The sequence below is a fragment of the Pseudomonas sp. W4I3 genome, from assembly GCF_030816195.1.
In the GTDB taxonomy this organism is placed as follows: domain Bacteria; phylum Pseudomonadota; class Gammaproteobacteria; order Pseudomonadales; family Pseudomonadaceae; genus Aquipseudomonas.
Window position 1 is genome coordinate 1,051,502 of the sequence record NZ_JAUSXS010000001.1, and the last position, 19,101, is coordinate 1,070,602.

The 19,101-nt window shown below is 60.7% G+C and carries 12 protein-coding genes; 7 read left to right on the forward strand and 5 right to left on the reverse strand.

Annotated features, from left to right (window positions below):
- Nucleotides 1–336: 336 nt before the first annotated feature.
- The 4 genes from ntrC to glnA all read right to left on the reverse strand — a co-directional run bounded on the left by ntrC (nt 337) and on the right by glnA (nt 5,373).
- Complete coding sequence (gene ntrC / locus QF045_RS04705) at nt 337–1,773, reverse strand: nitrogen regulation protein NR(I) (protein ID WP_306491248.1); 1,437 nt, start codon at nt 1,771–1,773, stop codon at nt 337–339.
- A complete protein-coding gene (gene glnL, locus QF045_RS04710) occupies nt 1,770–2,855 on the reverse strand; it encodes a nitrogen regulation protein NR(II) (RefSeq protein WP_005783937.1) in 1,086 nt (361 codons plus the stop codon). The genes ntrC and glnL overlap by 4 nt, the downstream gene beginning before the upstream one ends.
- A gap of 372 nt (nt 2,856–3,227) precedes the next feature.
- A complete protein-coding gene (locus QF045_RS04715) occupies nt 3,228–3,812 on the reverse strand; it encodes a chorismate mutase (protein ID WP_306494854.1) in 585 nt (194 codons plus the stop codon).
- 154 nt (nt 3,813–3,966) lie between these two features.
- Nucleotides 3,967–5,373, reverse strand: a complete 1,407-nt coding sequence (gene glnA, locus QF045_RS04720; RefSeq protein ID WP_024072899.1) for a glutamate--ammonia ligase — start codon at nt 5,371–5,373, stop codon at nt 3,967–3,969.
- A 334-nt stretch (nt 5,374–5,707) separates the two neighbouring features.
- On the opposite strand from glnA, the gene thiI reads away from it, so the two are divergent.
- Nucleotides 5,708–7,162 carry a tRNA uracil 4-sulfurtransferase ThiI gene (thiI, locus tag QF045_RS04725; protein ID WP_306491249.1) on the forward strand — a complete coding sequence of 485 codons (1,455 nt, stop codon included), beginning with the start codon at nt 5,708–5,710 and terminating at the stop codon, nt 7,160–7,162.
- 139 nt (nt 7,163–7,301) lie between these two features.
- The gene (typA, locus tag QF045_RS04730) at nt 7,302–9,122 is read left to right on the forward strand and encodes a translational GTPase TypA (protein WP_032890153.1); all 1,821 of its coding nucleotides are present in this window, start codon (nt 7,302–7,304) and stop codon (nt 9,120–9,122) included.
- Nucleotides 9,123–9,314: 192 nt separating this feature from the next.
- On the opposite strand, the gene QF045_RS04735 is transcribed toward typA, so the two are convergent.
- Nucleotides 9,315–9,749 (reverse strand): YkgJ family cysteine cluster protein, encoded by a 435-nt coding sequence (locus QF045_RS04735; RefSeq protein ID WP_003237464.1) that lies wholly within the window; start codon nt 9,747–9,749, stop codon nt 9,315–9,317.
- 252 nt (nt 9,750–10,001) lie between these two features.
- On the opposite strand from QF045_RS04735, the gene QF045_RS04740 reads away from it, so the two are divergent.
- From QF045_RS04740 to QF045_RS04760, 5 genes are all read left to right on the forward strand, one after another.
- Complete coding sequence (locus QF045_RS04740) at nt 10,002–12,452, forward strand: glycogen/starch/alpha-glucan phosphorylase (RefSeq protein WP_306491250.1); 2,451 nt, start codon at nt 10,002–10,004, stop codon at nt 12,450–12,452.
- 170 nt (nt 12,453–12,622) lie between these two features.
- A complete protein-coding gene (locus QF045_RS04745) occupies nt 12,623–16,135 on the forward strand; it encodes a DUF2339 domain-containing protein (RefSeq protein ID WP_306491251.1) in 3,513 nt (1,170 codons plus the stop codon).
- A complete protein-coding gene (locus QF045_RS04750) occupies nt 16,135–17,487 on the forward strand; it encodes a DUF3999 domain-containing protein (RefSeq protein ID WP_306494855.1) in 1,353 nt (450 codons plus the stop codon). Before QF045_RS04745 ends, QF045_RS04750 begins: the two co-directional genes overlap by 1 nt.
- Before the next feature lie 95 nt (nt 17,488–17,582).
- Nucleotides 17,583–18,593, forward strand: a complete 1,011-nt coding sequence (locus QF045_RS04755) for a class 1 fructose-bisphosphatase (protein WP_003187818.1) — start codon at nt 17,583–17,585, stop codon at nt 18,591–18,593.
- A 250-nt stretch (nt 18,594–18,843) separates the two neighbouring features.
- On the forward strand, nt 18,844–19,098 hold the full coding sequence (locus tag QF045_RS04760) for a lipoprotein (RefSeq protein ID WP_033897714.1): 255 nt from the start codon (nt 18,844–18,846) through the stop codon (nt 19,096–19,098).
- The last annotated feature ends 3 nt before the right edge of the window (nt 19,099–19,101 follow it).

Genomic DNA, 19,101 nt, shown 5'->3' on the forward strand with positions numbered 1-19,101 from the left:
GTAGTACTGGGGTTATTGCAGGGGGCGTGCCAGAGTTTGCAATTTGCTCTATAAAAAACTGCAAGAAAGCGAAAAGCCCCGGAATACGGGGCTTTTCTGGTTTCAGCGTTGAAGCATTCTTCAGTCGTAGCGATGTTTCAGCTGTGCGCTCCATGCCCGATGCCGGTTCATGGTGCATTGAATCGGTGCATAACTGTGAACGTGGTGAAGATCCAAATGTGGGAGGGGGCTTGCTCCCGATGGCGGTGTATCAGCCATGTAGATGTTGACTGACACTCCGCTATCGGGAGCAAGCCCCCTCCCACATGGGTTCTTTGGTGGGTCGCAGATTAAGGATCAGCCCTCGTCGCTGTCGTCGTCATCCCCGCCGTCGACCTTCATCCCCAGCTCCTTGATCTTGCGCGTCAGGGTATTGCGCCCCCAACCCAGCAGCACGGCGGCATCGCGACGGCGCCCAGCGGTGTGCTTGAGCGCGGTCTCGATCATGATCCGCTCGAACGCCGGCACGGCGCTGTCCAGCAGGTTCGACTGGCCGCGTGCCAGGGCCTGGTCGGCCCATTGGCGCAATGCCTGTTCCCAGTTGGTGACCGGGGCCGAATCCTGAGGCAGGCTCAGCAGCTCCGGCGGCAGGTCGCTGATGTGCACTTCGCGCCCGGACGCCATCACGGTGATCCAGCGGCAGGTGTTCTCCAGCTGGCGTACGTTGCCGGGCCACGGCAGGTTCTTCAGGTATTCCTCGGTCTCGCTTTTGAGCAGCTTCGGCTCCACCGCCAGCTCCAAGGCGGCGCGGCTGAGGAAGTGGCGGGCGAGGGTGGGAATGTCTTCCCTACGGTCAGACATCCGTGGAATGTGGATGCGGATTACGTTGAGGCGGTGGAACAAGTCTTCACGGAACTTGCCGGCGTGCACCAGGGTTTCGAGGTTCTGGTGGGTCGCCGCAATGATGCGTACATCGACCTTGACCGGCGTATGCCCGCCGACGCGATAGAACTCGCCATCGGCCAGCACCCGCAACAGGCGGGTCTGGGTGTCGGCCGGCATGTCGCCGATTTCATCCAGGAACAAGGTGCCGCCGTCGGCCTGCTCAAAGCGCCCGCGACGCAGGTTGGCCGCGCCGGTGAAGGCGCCTTTTTCATGGCCGAACAGCTCGGACTCCATCAAATCCTTGGGAATGGCCGCCATGTTCAGTGCGATAAACGGCGAGGCCGCCCGAGGGCTGTGACGGTGCAGGGCGTGGGCGACCAGTTCTTTACCGGTGCCCGACTCGCCGTTGATCAGCACGGTGATGTTGGAGTGGCTCAAGCGTCCGATGGCGCGAAACACTTCCTGCATGGCCGGCGCTTCACCGATGATTTCCGGGGTGCGGGTCAGGGCCGGCGGGGCCTCCTGGTTCTGCTGTTCCTGGGCGTGCTGGTTGGCGCGCTTGACCAGCGCCACCGCCTCATCCACATCGAACGGCTTGGGCAGGTACTCAAAGGCGCCGCCTTGGTACGACGCGACAGCGCTGTCCAGGTCCGAGTGCGCCGTCATGATGATCACCGGCAGGCGCGGGTGCTGCTCGCGGATACGCGCCAGCAAGTCCAGGCCGCTGGCGCCGGGCATGCGGATATCGGAAATGATCACGTCCGGCTGCTGGCGAGCCAGGCGGCTCATCACGCCGTCGGCACTGTCGAAGCTCTGGGTGGTCATGCCTTCCTGTTGCAAGGCTTTCTCCAGGACCCAACGGATAGAACGGTCGTCGTCGACGATCCAGACAGTTTCACTACGGCTCATGTCGTGGGGGCTCCTTGTTCCAATGGCAGGAAGATCGAGAACGTGGTGTGGCCGGGATGGCTCTCACATTCGATCAGGCCCTGGTGCTGGCTGATGATGTTCTGGGTAATGGCCAGGCCCAGCCCGGTACCGTCCGGGCGGCCGCTGACCATGGGGAAGAAGATGGTTTCCTGCAGCTCCGCAGGTATGCCCGGGCCGTTGTCGATGATCTCGACCTTGGTCACCAGACGATGGCGCACATGGCCGATGGTGAACTGGCGCAGGGCGCGGGTGCGCAGGCTGATGCGGCCCAGGCGCAGCTCGTTCTGGCTGCTGATGGCCTGCATGGCGTTGCGCACGATATTGAGCACTGCCTGGATCATCTGCTCGCGGTCGATCAATACATCGGGAATGCTCGGGTCATAGTCACGCACCAGGGTGATGCAACCCTGGCTTTCGGCTTCGACCAGTTGGCAGACGCGCTCCAGCACCTCGTGCACGTTGGTCATGGCCAAGGACGGCAGCTTGTTGGAACCGAGCATGCGGTCCACCAGGTTACGCAGGCGGTCGGCTTCTTCAATGATGACATTGGTGTAGTCCTTGAGATGCTCCTCCGGCAGCTCGCGGGCCAGCAACTGTGCCGCGCCGCGAATACCACCCAGCGGGTTCTTGATCTCATGGGCCAAGCCGCGCACCAGCATCTTGCTGGTTTCCTGCTTGGACAGCTGCGCCTCTTCCTTGGTAATGCGCAGCAGGCGGTCGCGGGGATGCACTTCGAGCAGCAGCAGGGTCGCGCCATTGCTCAGGATCGGCGTCACCGCGTAATCGACGGTCAACGTCTGGCCGGTCAGGGCGGTGAGCATCGCCTCGCGCTTGGTGAATGGGTGTGCCTGCTCCACGGCCTGGCGCAACGAGCTCAAGGCTTCGGCCGACTCGGTGAACAATTCGCTGATGAACTGCCCATGGCTGCGCTGGCCGCTGATGGCCAGGAGCATCTCCGCCGCCGGGTTCATGTACTCAAGGCGCAGGTCGGCATTGAGCAGGATGGTCGCGGTGGTCAGGTTGTCGAGTAACAAACGGTGCAGTGCATCACTGATGGTCATCAGGACCTCTTTTGGAGCAAGGCGCAGGCTTGAGGCACACGCTGATACAAGGAAAATGCAAAAACCAAACCAAGGCTCCGAAAAGAAGCGTTAAAGCCCTGAAATAAGCAGTTTTGGCGCGAAACTGTGGCGTTCTGCCAGCTTTGTCGCGAGGATTCGAACCAAAATGGGCTGAGCAGGTGGAGAGGGTGCAGTCTCTCGCACCAATATAGTGCGGTTTCAGAAAATCTGTTCAGGAAGTTGAATGCGCGCAAATTCAATGTGGGAGGGGGCTTGCTCCCGATAGCGGTGTATCAGCTGGCAAATATGCTGACTGACACCCTGCTATCGGGGGCAAGCCCCCTCCCACAGTTTTGATTGGGTCTGCAGGCGTTAGCCTTTGTAGACGCACAGCTCGGCGGTGGCGCGGATCATTGCCAATTGGCGCAGCGGGTCATTCAATGGCTCATGCACCGCCTCGGCGAGCCATTGGGGGCACTTGGGGTCGGTGCGTTGCGGGGTGAAGTCGGCCAACTGCTGCAGCAGGCGTTTTTGCAGCTCGTCCAGTTGCGGGCGGATCTGCTTGACCAGGTCCGGGCGCGGGTCATCGGGCGCCTTGCCCTGGAATTGCCAGTCGGACAGGTGGGTGTACTGCACCAGTTTGTTGGCTTCGATCTGCGCCGAGAAAAACTGCTCGGCGGCGGCGGGGTCCAGCTTGTAGCCGGGTGCCTGGGCGGTGACGCTGGCGATCACCTCCTGCTCGCGCTTCTTGTCTTCTACGGGCTTGTGGCTGTCCCATTTGCTCAAGGCCACCTGATCGGCGATCTCCAGGCGCTCGGCGATGCTGTTGAGCAGCGGCTCGAGGGTGGGCGGTGCGGCGCAGGCGCTGGCACTGACGAACAGCAGGGCGAACACGAGTCTATGTTTCAATGCAGATCTCCTGTGGGAGGGGGCTTGCTCCCGATGGCGGTGTGTCAGTAATACCTATGCTGCCTGACACTCTGCCATCGGGAGCGAGCCCCCTCCCACATTTTTTATCGAATTTGCAGGCGGTAAAGCGGCGTAATCCCACAAAAAAAGGCCTCCCGAAGGAGGCCTTTTTCGTCACGCTACGTCAAGCAGCGCTACCGGATCAGCAGCTGTAGTACAGCTCGTATTCCAGTGGGTGTACGAAGGTGCGAACCTTGATTTCTTCTTCGCTTTTGAGCTCGATGTAGGCATCGATGAAGTCGTCGCTGAACACGCCGCCTTTGGTCAGGAACGCACGGCCCTTGTCCAGCTCTTCCAGGGCTTCTTTCAGGCTGCCGCACACTTGTGGGATCTCTTTGGCCTCTTCAGGCGGCAGGTCGTACAAGTTCTTGTCGGCGGCGTCGCCCGGGTGGATCTTGTTCTGGATACCGTCCAGGCCAGCCATGACCAGGGCTGCGAAAGCCAGGTATGGGTTGGCTGCCGGGTCCGGGAAGCGCGCTTCGATACGACGGGCGCGTGGGCTGGACACGTATGGAATACGGATCGAGGCCGAACGGTTACGGGCCGAGTAGGCCAGCATGACCGGCGCTTCGAAACCTGGGACCAGACGCTTGTAGGAGTTGGTCGACGGGTTGGTGAAGCCGTTCAGGGCCTTACCGTGCTTGATGATACCGCCGATGAAGTAAAGGGCAGTGTCGGACAGGCCGGCATAACCTTCGCCAGCGAAGGTGTTCTTGCCTTCTTTGGCGATGGACAGGTGAACGTGCATACCCGAACCGTTATCGCCGTACAGCGGCTTAGGCATGAAGGTAGCGGTACGGCCGTAGGCATCAGCTACGTTGTGTACGCAGTACTTCAGGGTCTGTACTTCGTCAGCCTTGGCCACTAGGGTGTTGAACTTCACACCGATTTCGTTCTGGCCGGCAGTGGCCACTTCGTGGTGGTGAACTTCGATAACCAGACCCATTTCTTCCATGGCGTTGCACATGGAGGTACGGATTTCGTGGTCATGGTCGAACGGCGGAACTGGGAAGTAGCCACCTTTGATACCTGGACGGTGGCCCTTGTTGCCGCCTTCCACGTCCTGGTCGGACATCCACGAACCTTGTTCGGAGAAAATCTTGAACATGGACCCGGAGATGTCGGACTTGAACTTGACCGAATCGAAGATGAAGAATTCTGGCTCTGGACCTACGAATACGGTGTCGCCGATACCGGTCGACTTCAGGTATTCCTCGGCACGCTTGGCGATCGCACGTGGGTCGCGGTCGTAGCCTTGCATGGTCGAAGGCTCGATCACGTCGCAGACGATGATCAGGGTTGGGTCTTCGGTGAACGGGTCGAGGACGGCAGTGCTGTCGTCCGGCATCAGGATCATGTCGGAGGCTTCGATGCCTTTCCAGCCAGCGATGGAGGAACCGTCGAACATCTTGCCTTCTTCGAAGAAAGCATCATCCAGCGCGTCGCGAGCCGGCATGGTCACGTGGTGCTGAGTACCTTTGGTGTCCGTGAAGCGCAGATCAATCCATTTAACGTCATGATCTTTGATGAGTTGAACCGACTTCGACATGGTGTCCTCCGGGTGGCTTCGGGCTAGGGTAGTGGAGTTAGCCCTTAGAATTTGGGTGATGCCGGCGCGGATACTCCGCCAAGGCAACCTGCCTCACAAGAGAGCAAATTGCATGCCAGTGCGCCAACATGGTCTTTTTGCCTCAAAATGGCCCCTATAACGGTGCAAACGGCCAAAGCGCGATAAATAGCGCACTGCAATGTAGCGTCATTCGGCGAAAATGACCCGTTTTGGTGCGCCGAACATGTGGTGCATATTAACTGGTTAAACCTTGAGCGATTTCCGCTATAATCCGCGCCCCCCTTTTTCAGCAGGCCCGGCGCGCGCTGTTTCCATGAAATTAATCGTTAAAGTCTTCCCCGAGATCACCATCAAAAGCCGACCGGTACGGACGCGTTTCATCCGTCAGTTGGCCAAGAACATCCGTGCCGTGCTCCGTGACCTGGACCCGGCTGTGGTGGTGAATGGCGTGTGGGACAACCTCGAGCTGGAAACCCGCCTGACCGACGCCAAAGCCTTGAAGGACATGACCGAGCGCCTGAGCTGCATGCCGGGCATCGCGCATTTCCTGCAGGTGGACGAATACCCGCTGGGCGACTTCGACGACATCACCGACAAGTGCAGGCAGCACTTCGGTGACGCGCTGGCCGGCAAGATTTTTTCGGTGCGCTGCAAGCGTGCCGGCAAGCACCCGTTCAGCTCCATGGATGTGGAAAAATACGTCGGCAGCAAGCTGCGTCGCGAGTGCGGCGCCGCCGGAATTTCCCTGAAAGCACCCGAAATTGAAGTGCGCATGGAAATTCGCGACCAACGGTTGTTCGTGATCCACAGCCAGCACAACAGCATCGGCGGTTACCCGCTGGGCGCCTTGGAACAGACTCTGGTGCTGATGTCCGGCGGTTTCGATTCGACCGTGGCGGCTTACCAGATCATGCGTCGCGGCCTGATGAGCCACTTCTGCTTCTTTAATCTGGGCGGGCGTGCACACGAATTGGGCGTCATGGAAGTCGCGCACTTTATCTGGAAGAAGTACGGCAGCTCCCAGCGCGTGCTATTTGTGAGCGTACCCTTCGAGGAAGTGCTGGGCGAAATTCTCGGCAAAGTCGATAACGGTCATATGGGCGTCGTATTGAAGCGTATGATGTTGCGCGCGGCGTCGCGGATTGCCGATCAGTTGCAGATCGACGCGCTGGTGACCGGCGAGGCGATCTCCCAGGTGTCCAGCCAGACGCTGCCGAACCTGTCGCTGATCGACTGCGTGACCGAAAAGCTGGTGTTGCGCCCGCTGATCGCCAGTCACAAGCAGGACATCATCGACCTGGCCGAAGAAATCGGCACGGCGGATTTCGCCAAGCACATGCCTGAATATTGCGGGGTCATCTCGGTGAACCCCAAGACCCACGCCAAGCGCAACCGTGTGGAGTATGAAGAACAACAGTTCGACATGGCGATTCTGGAGCGTGCGCTCGAGAACGCCAAAATGGTCCCGATCGATCGAGTGATCGACGAATTGGGCCAGGATGTGCAAATCGAAGAAGTCGACGAAGCCCTGGCCGGCCAGATCGTCATCGACATCCGTCACCCGGATGCCGCTGAGGATGAGCCGCTGGAAATCGCCGGCATCGACGTACAAACGCTGCCGTTCTATGCATTGAACGCGCGTTTCAAGGAACTGGATAACAGCCGTCAGTACCTGTTGTATTGCGACAAAGGCGTGATGAGTCGCCTGCATGCCCACCATTTGCTCAGTGAGGGGCATGCCAATGTGCGCGTTTATCGACCGAGCTAAGAGCCCGGGGCTGTTTGCCTGTGGCCTGCGTCACCGGCCCCCCGACTCTGCCGTCAAGCTGTAACGGCAAGGCCTGACTCTACTGTAAATCGCTGCCACGACCTGTCAGCACACCGAATCCTCTGATCGAGATACACAAGTGATCGAAAATCTACGTAACATCGCCATCATTGCTCACGTTGACCATGGTAAAACCACCCTGGTAGACAAACTCCTGCGTCAATCCGGCACCCTGGAGCGCAACGAGCTCAACGACGAGCGCGTGATGGACTCCAACGACCAGGAAAAAGAGCGCGGTATTACCATCCTGGCAAAAAACACCGCTATCAACTGGAACGGCTACCACATCAACATCGTGGATACCCCGGGCCACGCCGACTTCGGCGGCGAAGTAGAACGCGTAATGTCGATGGTTGACTCCGTTCTGCTGCTGGTTGACGCTCAAGACGGCCCTATGCCGCAAACCCGCTTCGTGACCAAGAAGGCTTTCGAAGCCGGCCTGCGTCCGATCGTGTGCATCAACAAGGTTGACCGTCCAGGCGCGCGTCCGGACTGGGTTCTGGACCAGATCTTCGACCTGTTCGACAACCTCGGTGCCACCGAAGAACAGCTGGACTTCAAAGTCGTCTACGCCTCGGCCCTGAACGGCATTGCCGGTCTGGAACACACCGACATGGCTGAAGACATGACCCCGCTGTACCAGTCGATCGTCGACAACGTACCGGCGCCTAAAGTTGACCGTGACGGTCCGTTCCAGATGCAAATCTCGGCACTGGACTACAACAGCTTCCTGGGTGTTATCGGTGTTGGCCGTATCGCTCGTGGTAGCGTCAAGCCGAACACCCCGGTTGTCGCCATCGGCGCCGACGGCAAGAAGCGTAACGGCCGTATCCTGAAGCTGATGGGCCACCACGGCCTGCACCGTATCGACGTCGAAGAAGCCTTCGCCGGCGACATCGTGTGCGTCAGCGGCATGGACTCGCTGTTCATCTCCGACACCCTGTGCCAGCCGGACAACGTCGAGGCGATGAAGCCTCTGACCGTTGACGAGCCAACCGTTTCCATGACCTTCCAGGTAAACGACTCGCCATTCTGCGGTAAAGAAGGCAAGTTCGTGACCTCCCGTAACATCAAGGAGCGTCTGGACAAAGAGCTGCTGTACAACGTTGCACTGCGCGTTGAAGAAGGCGACTCGGCTGACAAGTTCAAGGTCTCCGGCCGTGGTGAGCTGCACCTCTCGGTACTGATCGAAACCATGCGTCGCGAAGGCTTCGAAATGGGTGTTGGTCGTCCGGAAGTGATCATCCGTCAGGTTGACGGCGTGAAGCAGGAACCGTTCGAAAACGTCACCATCGACACCCCTGAAGAATCCCAGGGCAAGGTCATGGAAGAGATGGGCCTGCGTAAGGGCGACCTGACCAACATGGTGCCGGATGGCAAAGGCCGTGTACGTCTGGAATACAACATCCCTGCTCGTGGTCTGATCGGTTTCCGTAACCAGTTCCTGACCCTGACCAACGGTGCTGGCATCCTGACCTCGATCTTCGATCGCTACGACACCATGAAGTCCGGCGACATGTCCGGCCGTCAGAACGGTGTTCTGGTATCGGTAGAAACCGGCAAGGCGCTGACCTACTCCCTGGAAACTCTCCAGGCGCGTGGCAAGCTGTTCGTTGAACACGGTCAAGAGATCTACAACGGTCAGATCGTTGGTCTGAACAGCCGTGACAACGACATGGGCGTCAACCCAACCAAAGGCAAGAAGCTCGATAACATGCGTGCTTCGGGCAAAGACGAAACCATCGCTCTGGTTCCACCTGTTCGCTTCACCCTGGAACAGGCCCTGGAATTCATCCAGGACGACGAGCTGTGCGAAGTCACGCCTAAGTCGATCCGCCTGCGTAAGAAGATCCTGGACGAAGGCGAGCGTACCCGCGCTGCCAAGAAAGCCAAGAACTGAGTTAACTCAGGCTGAATGAAAAACGCCCCCGGTCGAAAGGCCGGGGGCGTTTTTTTATGTCTGCAGATTTAGTAGTGACTGTGCCGGCCCTATCGGGGGCAAGCCCCCTCCCACCTTGACCTGTGAATACATTCAAAATGTGGGAGGGGGCTTGCCCCCGATGAGGCCCGAGAGAGCCCCACAAAATCCGGATCAGAACTTGTCGAGGGTCTTGAAGTTAGTCTCGCGCACCACTTCCTTGGGCTTGTACGCGCAATACCCCGGCCGCGGCCCGATCTTCGGGTGGTTGCGGCAGGTGTCCGGACGCTTGTCATAAATAGTGCAAAAGCGCGTCTTACGATCCAGGTACAGGCAGTCGTTGTTGCTCATGCGCTGCAGGGTAAAAATCTCGGATTTGGAATTGAAGCGCTCGACGATGCCTTCCTTCTGCAAGCGCTTGGCGATGTTCTTCGGCGGGTCGCCGCGCTCGAACTCGTCGACGATGCCGATGCGGATCAGGTCCTTGATCTTCACTTCGACCGGCAGCGTGCAGCAGCTGGACACGCAGCCACCGCACATATGGGCAGAATATTTCTGCCAGGTCTCGAGACGGTCGAGTTCCGCGGCGGCGATCAGTTGAGGCTTCATCGGGGTTCCAAAAGGTGGGGCTGTGTCCGGGCGCGCGATCATACCGGGATTGGTGTTTTTTTGAACAATATTTTCTGAGTTTCGGTCAGAAGGTGCTTGCCGTTGAGCAGTTGAGTTCAAAACAGGCACGGCCAATGCATTAAACCCCGATAAAGGTAAATGCGTTAAAAAACTGCCGAACCAGAGAGGTCGCCGTCTGTCAGACCGTCTAGGCTCTAGCAACTCCTTCTATCTCGCCCGAGGTCGCAATTGATGTCTCAGGAACCACTTGCACGAGAAGCAGAGGTAGCCGCATTTCGCGATGCCGTCTTGACCAAGCTCACCTACGCGGTGGGCAAGGACCCGGATCACGCCTTCGACCACGACTGGTTCGAAGCCATTGCCCTGGCCGCCCGCGACCAGATGGTCGACCACTGGATGGACCATACGCGGCGGATCTACCGCAAAGGCCAGAAGCGGGTCTATTACCTCTCGCTGGAATTTCTTATCGGCCGCTTGCTCTACGACAGCCTGAGTAACCTCGGCGTGCTGGAGATCGCTCGCGATGCCTTGTCCGAACTGGGTGTCGACCTTGAGCGCATCCGCCTGCTGGAGCCCGACGCTGCGCTGGGCAACGGTGGCCTGGGACGCCTGGCCGCGTGCTTCATGGAAAGCATGTCGACCCTGGGCATCGCCGGTCACGGTTATGGCATCCGTTACGAGCACGGCCTGTTCCGCCAGGCGATTGTCGATGGCTGGCAACAGGAGCAAACCGAACGCTGGCTGGATTTCGGCAACCCGTGGGAGTTCGAGCGCGCCGAGGTGATTTACCCGATCGGCTTTGGCGGCAGCGTGGAAACCCTGGCGGATGCGTCCGGCAAGATGATCCAGGTGTGGTCGCCCAGCGAAACCGTACGTGCGGTGGCCTACGACACCCCGGTAGTCGGCTGGCGCGGCGCCAGCGTCAACACCCTGCGCCTGTGGCGTGCCCGGGCGGTGGAGGACCTGCATCTGGAGCGCTTCAACGCCGGTGACCACTTGGGCGCGGTAGCCGAGGTGGCCCGCGCTGAAAGCATTTCCCGCGTACTCTACCCGGCCGACAGCACCGAAGCCGGGCAGGAACTGCGCCTGCGCCAGGAATACTTCTTCGTTTCGGCCTCGTTGCAAGACTTGCTGCGCCGCCACAAGAACATGCACGGCTCAGTGCTCAGCCTGGGCGAACACGCGGCTATCCAGCTCAACGATACCCACCCGTCCATCGCCGTGGCCGAGTTGATGCGCCAACTGGTCGACCTGCACGACATCCCGTGGGAAGCCGCTTGGGACGTTACCGTCGAAACGCTTTCCTACACCAACCACACCTTGCTGCCCGAGGCGTTGGAAACCTGGCCTGTGGGCTTGATGGAACGCATGCTGCCCCGGCACATGCAGATCATCTACCTGATCAACGCCCAGCACATCGACTCGCTGCGGGCCAAAGGCATTCATGACTTCGACGTGCTGCGTGCGGTGTCATTGATTGAAGAAGACAACGGCCGGCGTGTGCGCATGGGCAACCTGGCATTCCTCGGCTCCCACAGCGTCAACGGCGTGTCCGGCCTGCACACCCAACTGATGCGCAGCACGGTGTTTTCCGAACTGCATAAGCTCTACCCGGAGCGCATCAACAACAAAACCAACGGCATCACCTTCCGCCGCTGGCTGTACCAGGCCAACCCCAAGCTCACCGATATGCTGGTGGAAGCGCTGGGGCCGGACATTCTCGACACCATGGAAACCCGCCTGGGCGAACTGGAAACCTTCGCCGAGAAACAGACCTTCCGCAAAGCCTTCGCTGACCAACGCCTGCACAGCAAGCGTGCGTTGGCCGAGATCATCCATGAGCGCCTGGGCATTTCGGTGAACCCGGCGGCGATGTTCGACGTGCAGGTCAAGCGTATCCACGAGTACAAGCGCCAGTTGCTCAACCTGCTGCACACCGTGGCGCTGTATCAGGCGATCCGGGCCGAGCCGGAGGTCGATTGGGTGCCGCGGGTGAAAATCTTCGCCGGCAAGGCCGCGGCGAGTTATCACCAGGCCAAGCTCATCATCAAACTGACCAACGACATCGCCCGCACCGTCAACAACGACCCGACCGTGCGCGGCTTGCTCAAGGTGGTGTTCCTGCCCAACTACAACGTCAGCCTGGCGGAAAGCATCATTCCGGCGGCGGACTTGTCGGAGCAAATCTCTACCGCCGGTTTCGAGGCGTCGGGCACCAGTAACATGAAGTTCGGCCTCAACGGCGCGCTGACCATCGGTACCATGGACGGCGCCAACGTGGAGATGCACGAGCGCGTGGGTGCCGAGCACATGTTCATCTTTGGCCTCAGCGCCCAGCAGGTAGAAGCCCGCAAGCATGCCGGCGAGTTCAATGCCGGGCCGGATATCGCCGCATCCCATCGCTTGAACGATGTGTTGCAAGCGATCCGTGGCGGGGTGTTCTCGCCAGATGATCCGGGCCGCTATGTGGGCTTGATCGATGGGCTGATCGATTACGACCGCTTCCTGGTGTGTGCCGACTTCGACGCCTACTGGGACGCCCAGGCGCGGGTCGAGGCGCATTGGCATGATTCCAAGGCGTGGTGGCGCTCGGCGGTGCTGAATACGGCGCGCATGGGTTGGTTCTCCTCGGACAGGACGATCCGCGAGTACGCCACCGAGATCTGGAAAGCGCTCGATTAAACACCGCAGTACAAATGTGGGAGGGGGCTTGCCCCCGATAACGGTCTACCAGTTAACAGATATGTCGACTGGAACACCGCTATCGGGAGCAAGCCCCCTCCCACATTGGTTGCGCGTCGATATACTGGCCCCCGGTTTGCCCGCCTCGGGCTGCTTAGGGAATATCGACCATGCAATGGATTTTCATGCTGATTGGCCTGGTGCTCGGCTGGACGCTCGATGAGTCGTTCAGCGATGCGGGCATTGGTGCGTTATTGGGGTTGGGCATCGGCCAGGCGATTCGCCTGTCGAAACTGGCGACCCAGGCGGACCAGCAGGCGCAACAGCTGGAAACCACGCAGAAAGCCCTGATAGCCCTGGGCGAACGCCTGCGGCAATTGGAAGTACCGCTGCCGACCCATAGCGTCGTGGTTGAAGCGCCTATTCCTGAACCTCAACCTCAACCTGTCGCCAAGGCCCCCGAGCTTGTCTGGGAGCTGCCGGCTGAATTGACGCCCGTCGCCATGGTGGCCGAACCGAGCCAGCCGCTGCCGGATACCGTTCGGGTTGCTTCGGCGCGTCCTCAAGCGCCTGCCACCCCCCGCGAGCCCAACCTGATCGAGCGCGGCATCAGCGCTGCGCGCAATTGGTTGTTCGGCGGCAACACTGTGCTGCGCGTCGGCGTGGTGCTGTTGTTTCTTGGCCTGGCGTTTCTGCTGCGTTACGCCACCGAAGGCATGGTGGTGCCGGTCGAGCTGCGCTACGCCGGGGTTGGGGCAGCTGCCGTCGGCCTGCTGGGCCTGGGCTGGTGGCTGCGGCTGCGCAACCGCCAATACGGGCTGATGCTGCAAGGCACCGGCATCGCGGTGCTGTACCTCACGGTGTTTGCGGCGATGCGCCTGCACCCGCTGATCGACCCAGGCGCGGCGTTGGGCCTGTTGGTGGCGGTCACCGTGTTCTCGGCGATCCTGGCCGTTACTCAGGATGCGCTGGGTCTGGCCTGCGCCGCGGCGCTCGGTGGTTTTGCGGCGCCGATCCTCACGTCGACCGGCGCCGGTAACCATGTCGCGTTGTTCAGTTATTTCGCATTGCTCAACGCCGGCATCCTCGCCATCGCCTGGTTCAAGGCCTGGCGTCTGCTTAATCTGATCGGTTTTGTCGGTACTTTCGGCATCGGCTTTGCCTGGGGCATGCGCTCCTACACCCCCGAACTGCTGTGGAGCACCGAGCCGTTCCTGATTGTGTTTTTCCTGATGTACCTGGCCATCGGTCTACTGTTTGCCCGGCGCAAATTGCTGGAGGCGGGAAATGCGCCCGAGGACCGTGATGGGTTGCTGCGCTGGTCGGCGGCCAAGGGCGATTATGTCGACGGGAGTCTGCTGTTCGGCCCGCCGCTGGTGGGGTTCGGCTTGCAGTTCGCGCTGGTCCAGCACCTGGAATTTGCCGCCGCCTTCAGCGCGTTGGGCCTGGGCATTATCTACATGGGGCTGGCGCGGCTATTGAGCGGCGGTCGCGCCTTGCTGCTGGCGCAAACCTGCCTGGCGCTGGGCGTGATCTTCTCCAGCCTGGCGATTCCCCTCGGGCTGGATGCGCGCTGGACCGCTGTGGCCTGGGCGGTGGAAGGGGCGGGGATCTTCTGGCTGGGCTTGCGTCAGCAGAGGCCATTGGCGCGGGTGTTTGGCTTGCTGCTGCAGTTGGGTTCGGCGCTGGCGTTTCTCAGCGAGCTGCACCCCGGCGAGCGGACCTTGCTCGACGGCGCGCCATTGGGTGCGCTGCTGCTGGGCGCAGCGCTGCTGTTCAGCTTCCACCATTTGCGCAAGGCGCCGACCGAACAGGCGAGGGAGTGGGAGCGCAACGGGTTGCCGGTGCTGGCGAGCCTGGGCCTGGGCTTTCTATACCTGCTCGCGCCGCTGCTGTTGCTGACCCAAGGCACCGCCATCAGTTGGGCAATCGCTGGTCTGGTGACGTTGTTTGTTGGCCTGCGCATCGGCTCACGCACCTTCCTCTTCACCGCCTTCGCCGTGCAGTTGCTGGGCGGCGCGTTGTTTCTGCTGCGCTTGCAAGGCGGTGATGGCGCGGCGGTGTTCAGTGCGGGCTGGGGCGGTTTAATCACCGCCTCGTTGATCGGCTTGGCCTTGATCGCAGGCATGCTGCTGGCGGTGCGTGACGAAAAGGTGCGCAGTGATGGGCGGCTGCTGCGCGGGTTGTCGGTGGTGTTGCTGGCCGGTCTGGTGTTGATCAACCTGGCCGTACTGTTCGTACTGCCGTGGGAAAGCGCCAGCGGCGTATGGGCGGCCAGTGGTTTGTTGATCATCTGGCTGAGCCTGTACCTGCAACAGCGCGTCAGTTTTGTGTTTGGTCTGCTGCTGCAACTGGTTGGCGGCGGGTCGTTCCTGCTCGCCGTGCCGCAGTGGGTCGGGCCGTTGACGGGCGAGGGCTTGAGCCCCTTGGCGCACAGCGGTTTCTGGACGCCGATGGTGCTGGGGCTGGCGGCCTTGGTGGGCGCCTGGCGTTTGCAGCGTGAACCCCATGCGCCGCTGTTTGCGTCGCTGAAACTGCAACGCGTGTCCGACCTGTTATTGGTGTGGGGCGCTGCCTGGTGGACGCTGGCGGTGACGGGCGAAGTGTTGAGGTTTGTGCCCGTCGAGCTGCGCGGCGCTTTCCTGCTGGGCGGCGCGGCGATCAGCGTGGCGATCTGGACGCTGCTGGCCTGGCGGCTGAAGTGGTCGTCACTGGGCCTGTTGTGCACCTTGCTGATGCCGGCGGCGAGTGTGGTTTTGCTGCTGAGCGCCCATACCTATTATCACCCGGCGGCGCATTATGGCTGGCTGGCGTGGCCGGCGCTGTTCGCGGTGCATTTTCTTTCATTGCGCCGCTTGGCGGTGGTGGCTCCGCGCAGAGCGCTGGGCATCGCTCATGTGTTGGGCTGCTGGATGTTGCTTGGCCTGCTGGCGCTGGAGCTGCGCTACGGGTTGCTGCGCTTTACGGCCGAATACAATGCCTGGCGCTGGCTGGGTTGGGCGATCCTGCCAAGCCTCTACCTGGTGCTGGCCGCCGCGCCGCGCAGGTTTGCGTGGCCGGTGTCGGCGTATGCCAGGGAATACCGCGTATTCGCAGCGCTGCCCCTGGCGGTGCTGATGCTCGGCTGGTTCTGGCTGGCGAATATGTTCAGCGACGGTACGGCCAATCCGTTGCCCTATGTGCCCTTGCTGAACCCGCTGGACCTGGGCCTGCTGTTCGCATTGCTGGGTGTGTATGTGTGGACACGAAGCGTGGTACCGCAACGCGGGCCACATGCCGAGCGGCTCGCCCAAGGCATCGCGGGGCTTTCACTGTTTGCGTTCTTCACCGCATTGGTGATGCGCACCGCTCACCATTGGGGCGGCGTGCCGTTCCATCTGGATGCGTTGCTCGAATCAATGCTGGTGCAAGCCGGCCTGTCGATCGTCTGGACCCTGATCGCTCTGGGCCTGATGATCGGCGGCCACCTGCGTCATCGTCGCGAGGTGTGGCTGATCGGCGCGGTATTGATTGCCGTGGTGGTGGCCAAGCTGTTTTTTGTCGAACTGAGCAACCGTGGCGGCCTGGCGCGGATCGTGTCGTTCATCGGCGTTGGCGCATTGTTACTGGTGGTGGGCTACTTCGCGCCGCTGCCGCCCAAGCGCGCCGAGCCTGTACTGGAAACTGAAGGAGCAGCCTCTTGATAGGTAAGTTGAGCGTAGTGGTGGTGGGCATGTGTGTGACGTTGTCCGCGTGGGCTCAGGAAACACCCGCCGACTTCAGTACCCAGGTGGCGCTGAGTGTCAGCGGCGACGGCCCTTGGTATCGCCTTGAATTGCCCTTGGCCGTGCAATTGAGCGCCCGTCAGGCCGACCTCAGCGATGTGCGGGTATTTAACGCCGCCGGCGAAGCGCAGGCTTATGCGCTGTCGCGTCAATCACCCTCGCACACTGAAAGCCGCGATGTGACGCCGGTGAAGTGGTTCCCGCTGTACGCCGCCGACACCCAGGAAAACCTGCCCGGTGTGGTAATGAAAACCACCGCCGAAGGCACGCTGGTTGAAATCAAACCGGCCACTGCTGCGAAACCCGGCAAGCAGGTGCTGCGTGGCTGGGTGTTGGACGCCAGCGCGATCAAGGCACCGTTGCAGCAACTGAGCCTCGACTGGAGCCGCGAACAAGACGGTTTCCAGCGTTTCAGCATCGAAGCCAGCAACGACTTGCAGCACTGGGAAGCCTGGGGTGACGGGCAAGTGGCGCGCCTGTCGTTTGCCGATGAGCGGGTCGAACAGCATGACGTCAGCTTGCCGGGCCAATCAGCGCGTTACCTGCGCCTGGTGTGGCAGGGGCAGGCGGCGCCGCTGCTGACGTCTGCCACGCTGGCGAGTGCGACCCGCAGCAGCCTGCCGCTGCCGCTGGTGTGGTCGCAACCGCTGGCGGGCGTGCGGCTCACGGCCGGTGAATATAGCTGGCAGTTGCCGACGGGCCTGAATGTCGAGCGCCTGCGTATCGAGCTCAAGCAGCCCAACACCTTGGCACCTGTGACGCTGCTGGGGCGAAGTGATGCCAGACAGACGTGGCAGCCGTTGAGCAAAGGGTTGTTGTATCGCCTGACCCAGAACGGCAAGGACGTGATGCAGGATCAATTGCAGTTGCCGGGTCAGACGGTCGCTGAGCTGAAACTGCAAGTGGATGAGCGCGGCGGTGGCTTGGGCAGCGAAGCCCCGGCGTTGCGCTTTGCGGTAAGCGCCACACAGCTTGTGTTCCTGGCGCGGGGCGAGCCACCGTTCACGCTGGCACTGGGGAACGGCTCGGTCAAGGCGGCCAACCTGCCGCTGTCTACCTTGATTCCCGACTACAACGCTGAGCGTTTCAGCGCACTGGGGCAGGCCAGGCTGGCGGGGGAGGTCGTGCTCAAACCCGCTGCCGTTGCCGTATCGCCGCCGGTGGGCACCGACTGGAAAAAGCTCGGTCTGTGGGCGGTGTTGCTGCTCGGTGTGGCTGCTCTCGGGGCGATGGCCTACAGCCTGTTGCGCAAACCGCAGGGCCAGCCGTGAACTCTATTGGCGTTAAATCCTCTGATTAGAGGAAATCAGCCCCGACTCGCGCTAAACTGCGCGGGTTTTCAGCCCCCCATTCATCGGAGCCTTCCATGTCCCGCGTTACCTTGAGTCGCTATTTGATCGAGCAGACCCGCAGCAACAACACGCCTGCCGATCTGCGCTTCCTTATCGAAGTGGTGGCGCGTGCTTGCAAGGAAATCAGCCACGCCGTGTCCAAAGGTGCACTGGGCGGTGTCCTGGGCAGCATGGGCACTGAAAACGTGCAGGGCGAAGTGCAGAAGAAGCTGGACGTGCTGTCCAACGAAATCCTGCTCGAAGCCAACGAATGGGGCGGTCACCTGGCCGGCATGGCTTCCGAAGAAATGGACAATGCCTACCAGATTCCGGGCAAATACCCTAAAGGCGCGTACCTGCTGGTATTCGACCCACTGGACGGTTCGTCCAACATCGACATCAACGCGCCGGTCGGCACCATCTTCTCGGTACTGCGTTGCCCGAACGAATACCTGAGCCAGAACGAAGCCCTGAACGAAAAGGCCTTCCTGCAGCCGGGCACCGAGCAAGTCGCCGCCGGTTACGCCATCTACGGCCCGCAGACCATGCTGGTGCTGACCCTGGGCGATGGTGTCAAAGGCTTCACCCTGGACCGCGAAATGGGCAGCTTCGTACTCACCCACGAAGACATCTCCATTCCCGCTTCCACTCAGGAATTTGCGATCAACATGTCCAACCAGCGTCACTGGGAAGAACCGGTGAAACGCTACGTCAACGAGTTGATGGAAGGCGAAGAAGGCCCGTTGAAGAAAAACTTCAACATGCGCTGGGTCGCCGCCATGGTTGCCGACGTGCACCGCATCCTGACCCGTGGTGGCCTGTTCATGTACCCACGTGACAGCCGTGAGCCGTCAAAACCAGGCAAGCTGCGCCTGATGTACGAAGCCAACCCGATGTCGTTCCTGGTCGAGCAGGCGGGCGGTGCGTCCACTGACGGCCACCAGCGCATCCTCGACATCCAGCCCGAAGGCCTGCACCAGCGTGTGGCGGTGTTCCTGGGTTCGAAGGAAGAGGTTGAGCGTGTGACGGCGTATCACAAGAAGTAACTGTGGCGAGAAAGCTTGCTCTCGCTCGGGTGCGTAGCGCCCGCAAGGTTTTCAGGGCTGCTTCGCAGCCCAGCGGGAGCAAGCTCCCTTGCCACGTTCAAAGCAGTTGGCTTTGAACGATGAGAAGCCCCGAAACGTTTCAGCGTTTTCGGGGCTTTTTTGTTTTCGCTCGTCGGGAACCAGACACCTCTTTTCCCTTCTAAGCTTCTGGCAGATACCCCAGCTGCTTTGTCTCTCCAGGAGCTTTTCCATGTCTTTACGCCGTCTCGCCCTGCTGGCTTTTTGCGTGCTGTTAGCCGCTTGCAGCAAGGTCAACCAAGAAAACTACCAGAAACTGTCGGCCGGCATGGCCAAGGCCGAGGTAGAGTCGTTGCTGGGCAAGCCAACCGATTGTTCCGGCGCACTGGGCATGTCCAGCTGCACCTGGGGCGATAAAAACAGCTTTATCAGCGTGCAGTACGCCGGTGACAAAGTTCTGATGTTTTCCGGGCAAGGCCTGAAGTAAACC

Coding starts and splice junctions, on each gene's coding strand:
- thiI (WP_306491249.1), top strand. CDS start 5,708: ATGAAATTAATCGTTAAAGTCTTCCCCGAGATCACCATCAAAAGCCGA.
- glnA (WP_024072899.1), bottom strand. CDS start 5,373: ATGTCGAAGTCGGTTCAACTCATCAAAGATCATGACGTTAAATGGATT.
- QF045_RS04740 (WP_306491250.1), top strand. CDS start 10,002: ATGTCTCAGGAACCACTTGCACGAGAAGCAGAGGTAGCCGCATTTCGC.
- QF045_RS04755 (WP_003187818.1), top strand. CDS start 17,583: ATGTCCCGCGTTACCTTGAGTCGCTATTTGATCGAGCAGACCCGCAGC.
- QF045_RS04760 (WP_033897714.1), top strand. CDS start 18,844: ATGTCTTTACGCCGTCTCGCCCTGCTGGCTTTTTGCGTGCTGTTAGCC.
- QF045_RS04735 (WP_003237464.1), bottom strand. CDS start 9,749: ATGAAGCCTCAACTGATCGCCGCCGCGGAACTCGACCGTCTCGAGACC.
- ntrC (WP_306491248.1), bottom strand. CDS start 1,773: ATGAGCCGTAGTGAAACTGTCTGGATCGTCGACGACGACCGTTCTATC.
- QF045_RS04745 (WP_306491251.1), top strand. CDS start 12,623: ATGCAATGGATTTTCATGCTGATTGGCCTGGTGCTCGGCTGGACGCTC.
- glnL (WP_005783937.1), bottom strand. CDS start 2,855: ATGACCATCAGTGATGCACTGCACCGTTTGTTACTCGACAACCTGACC.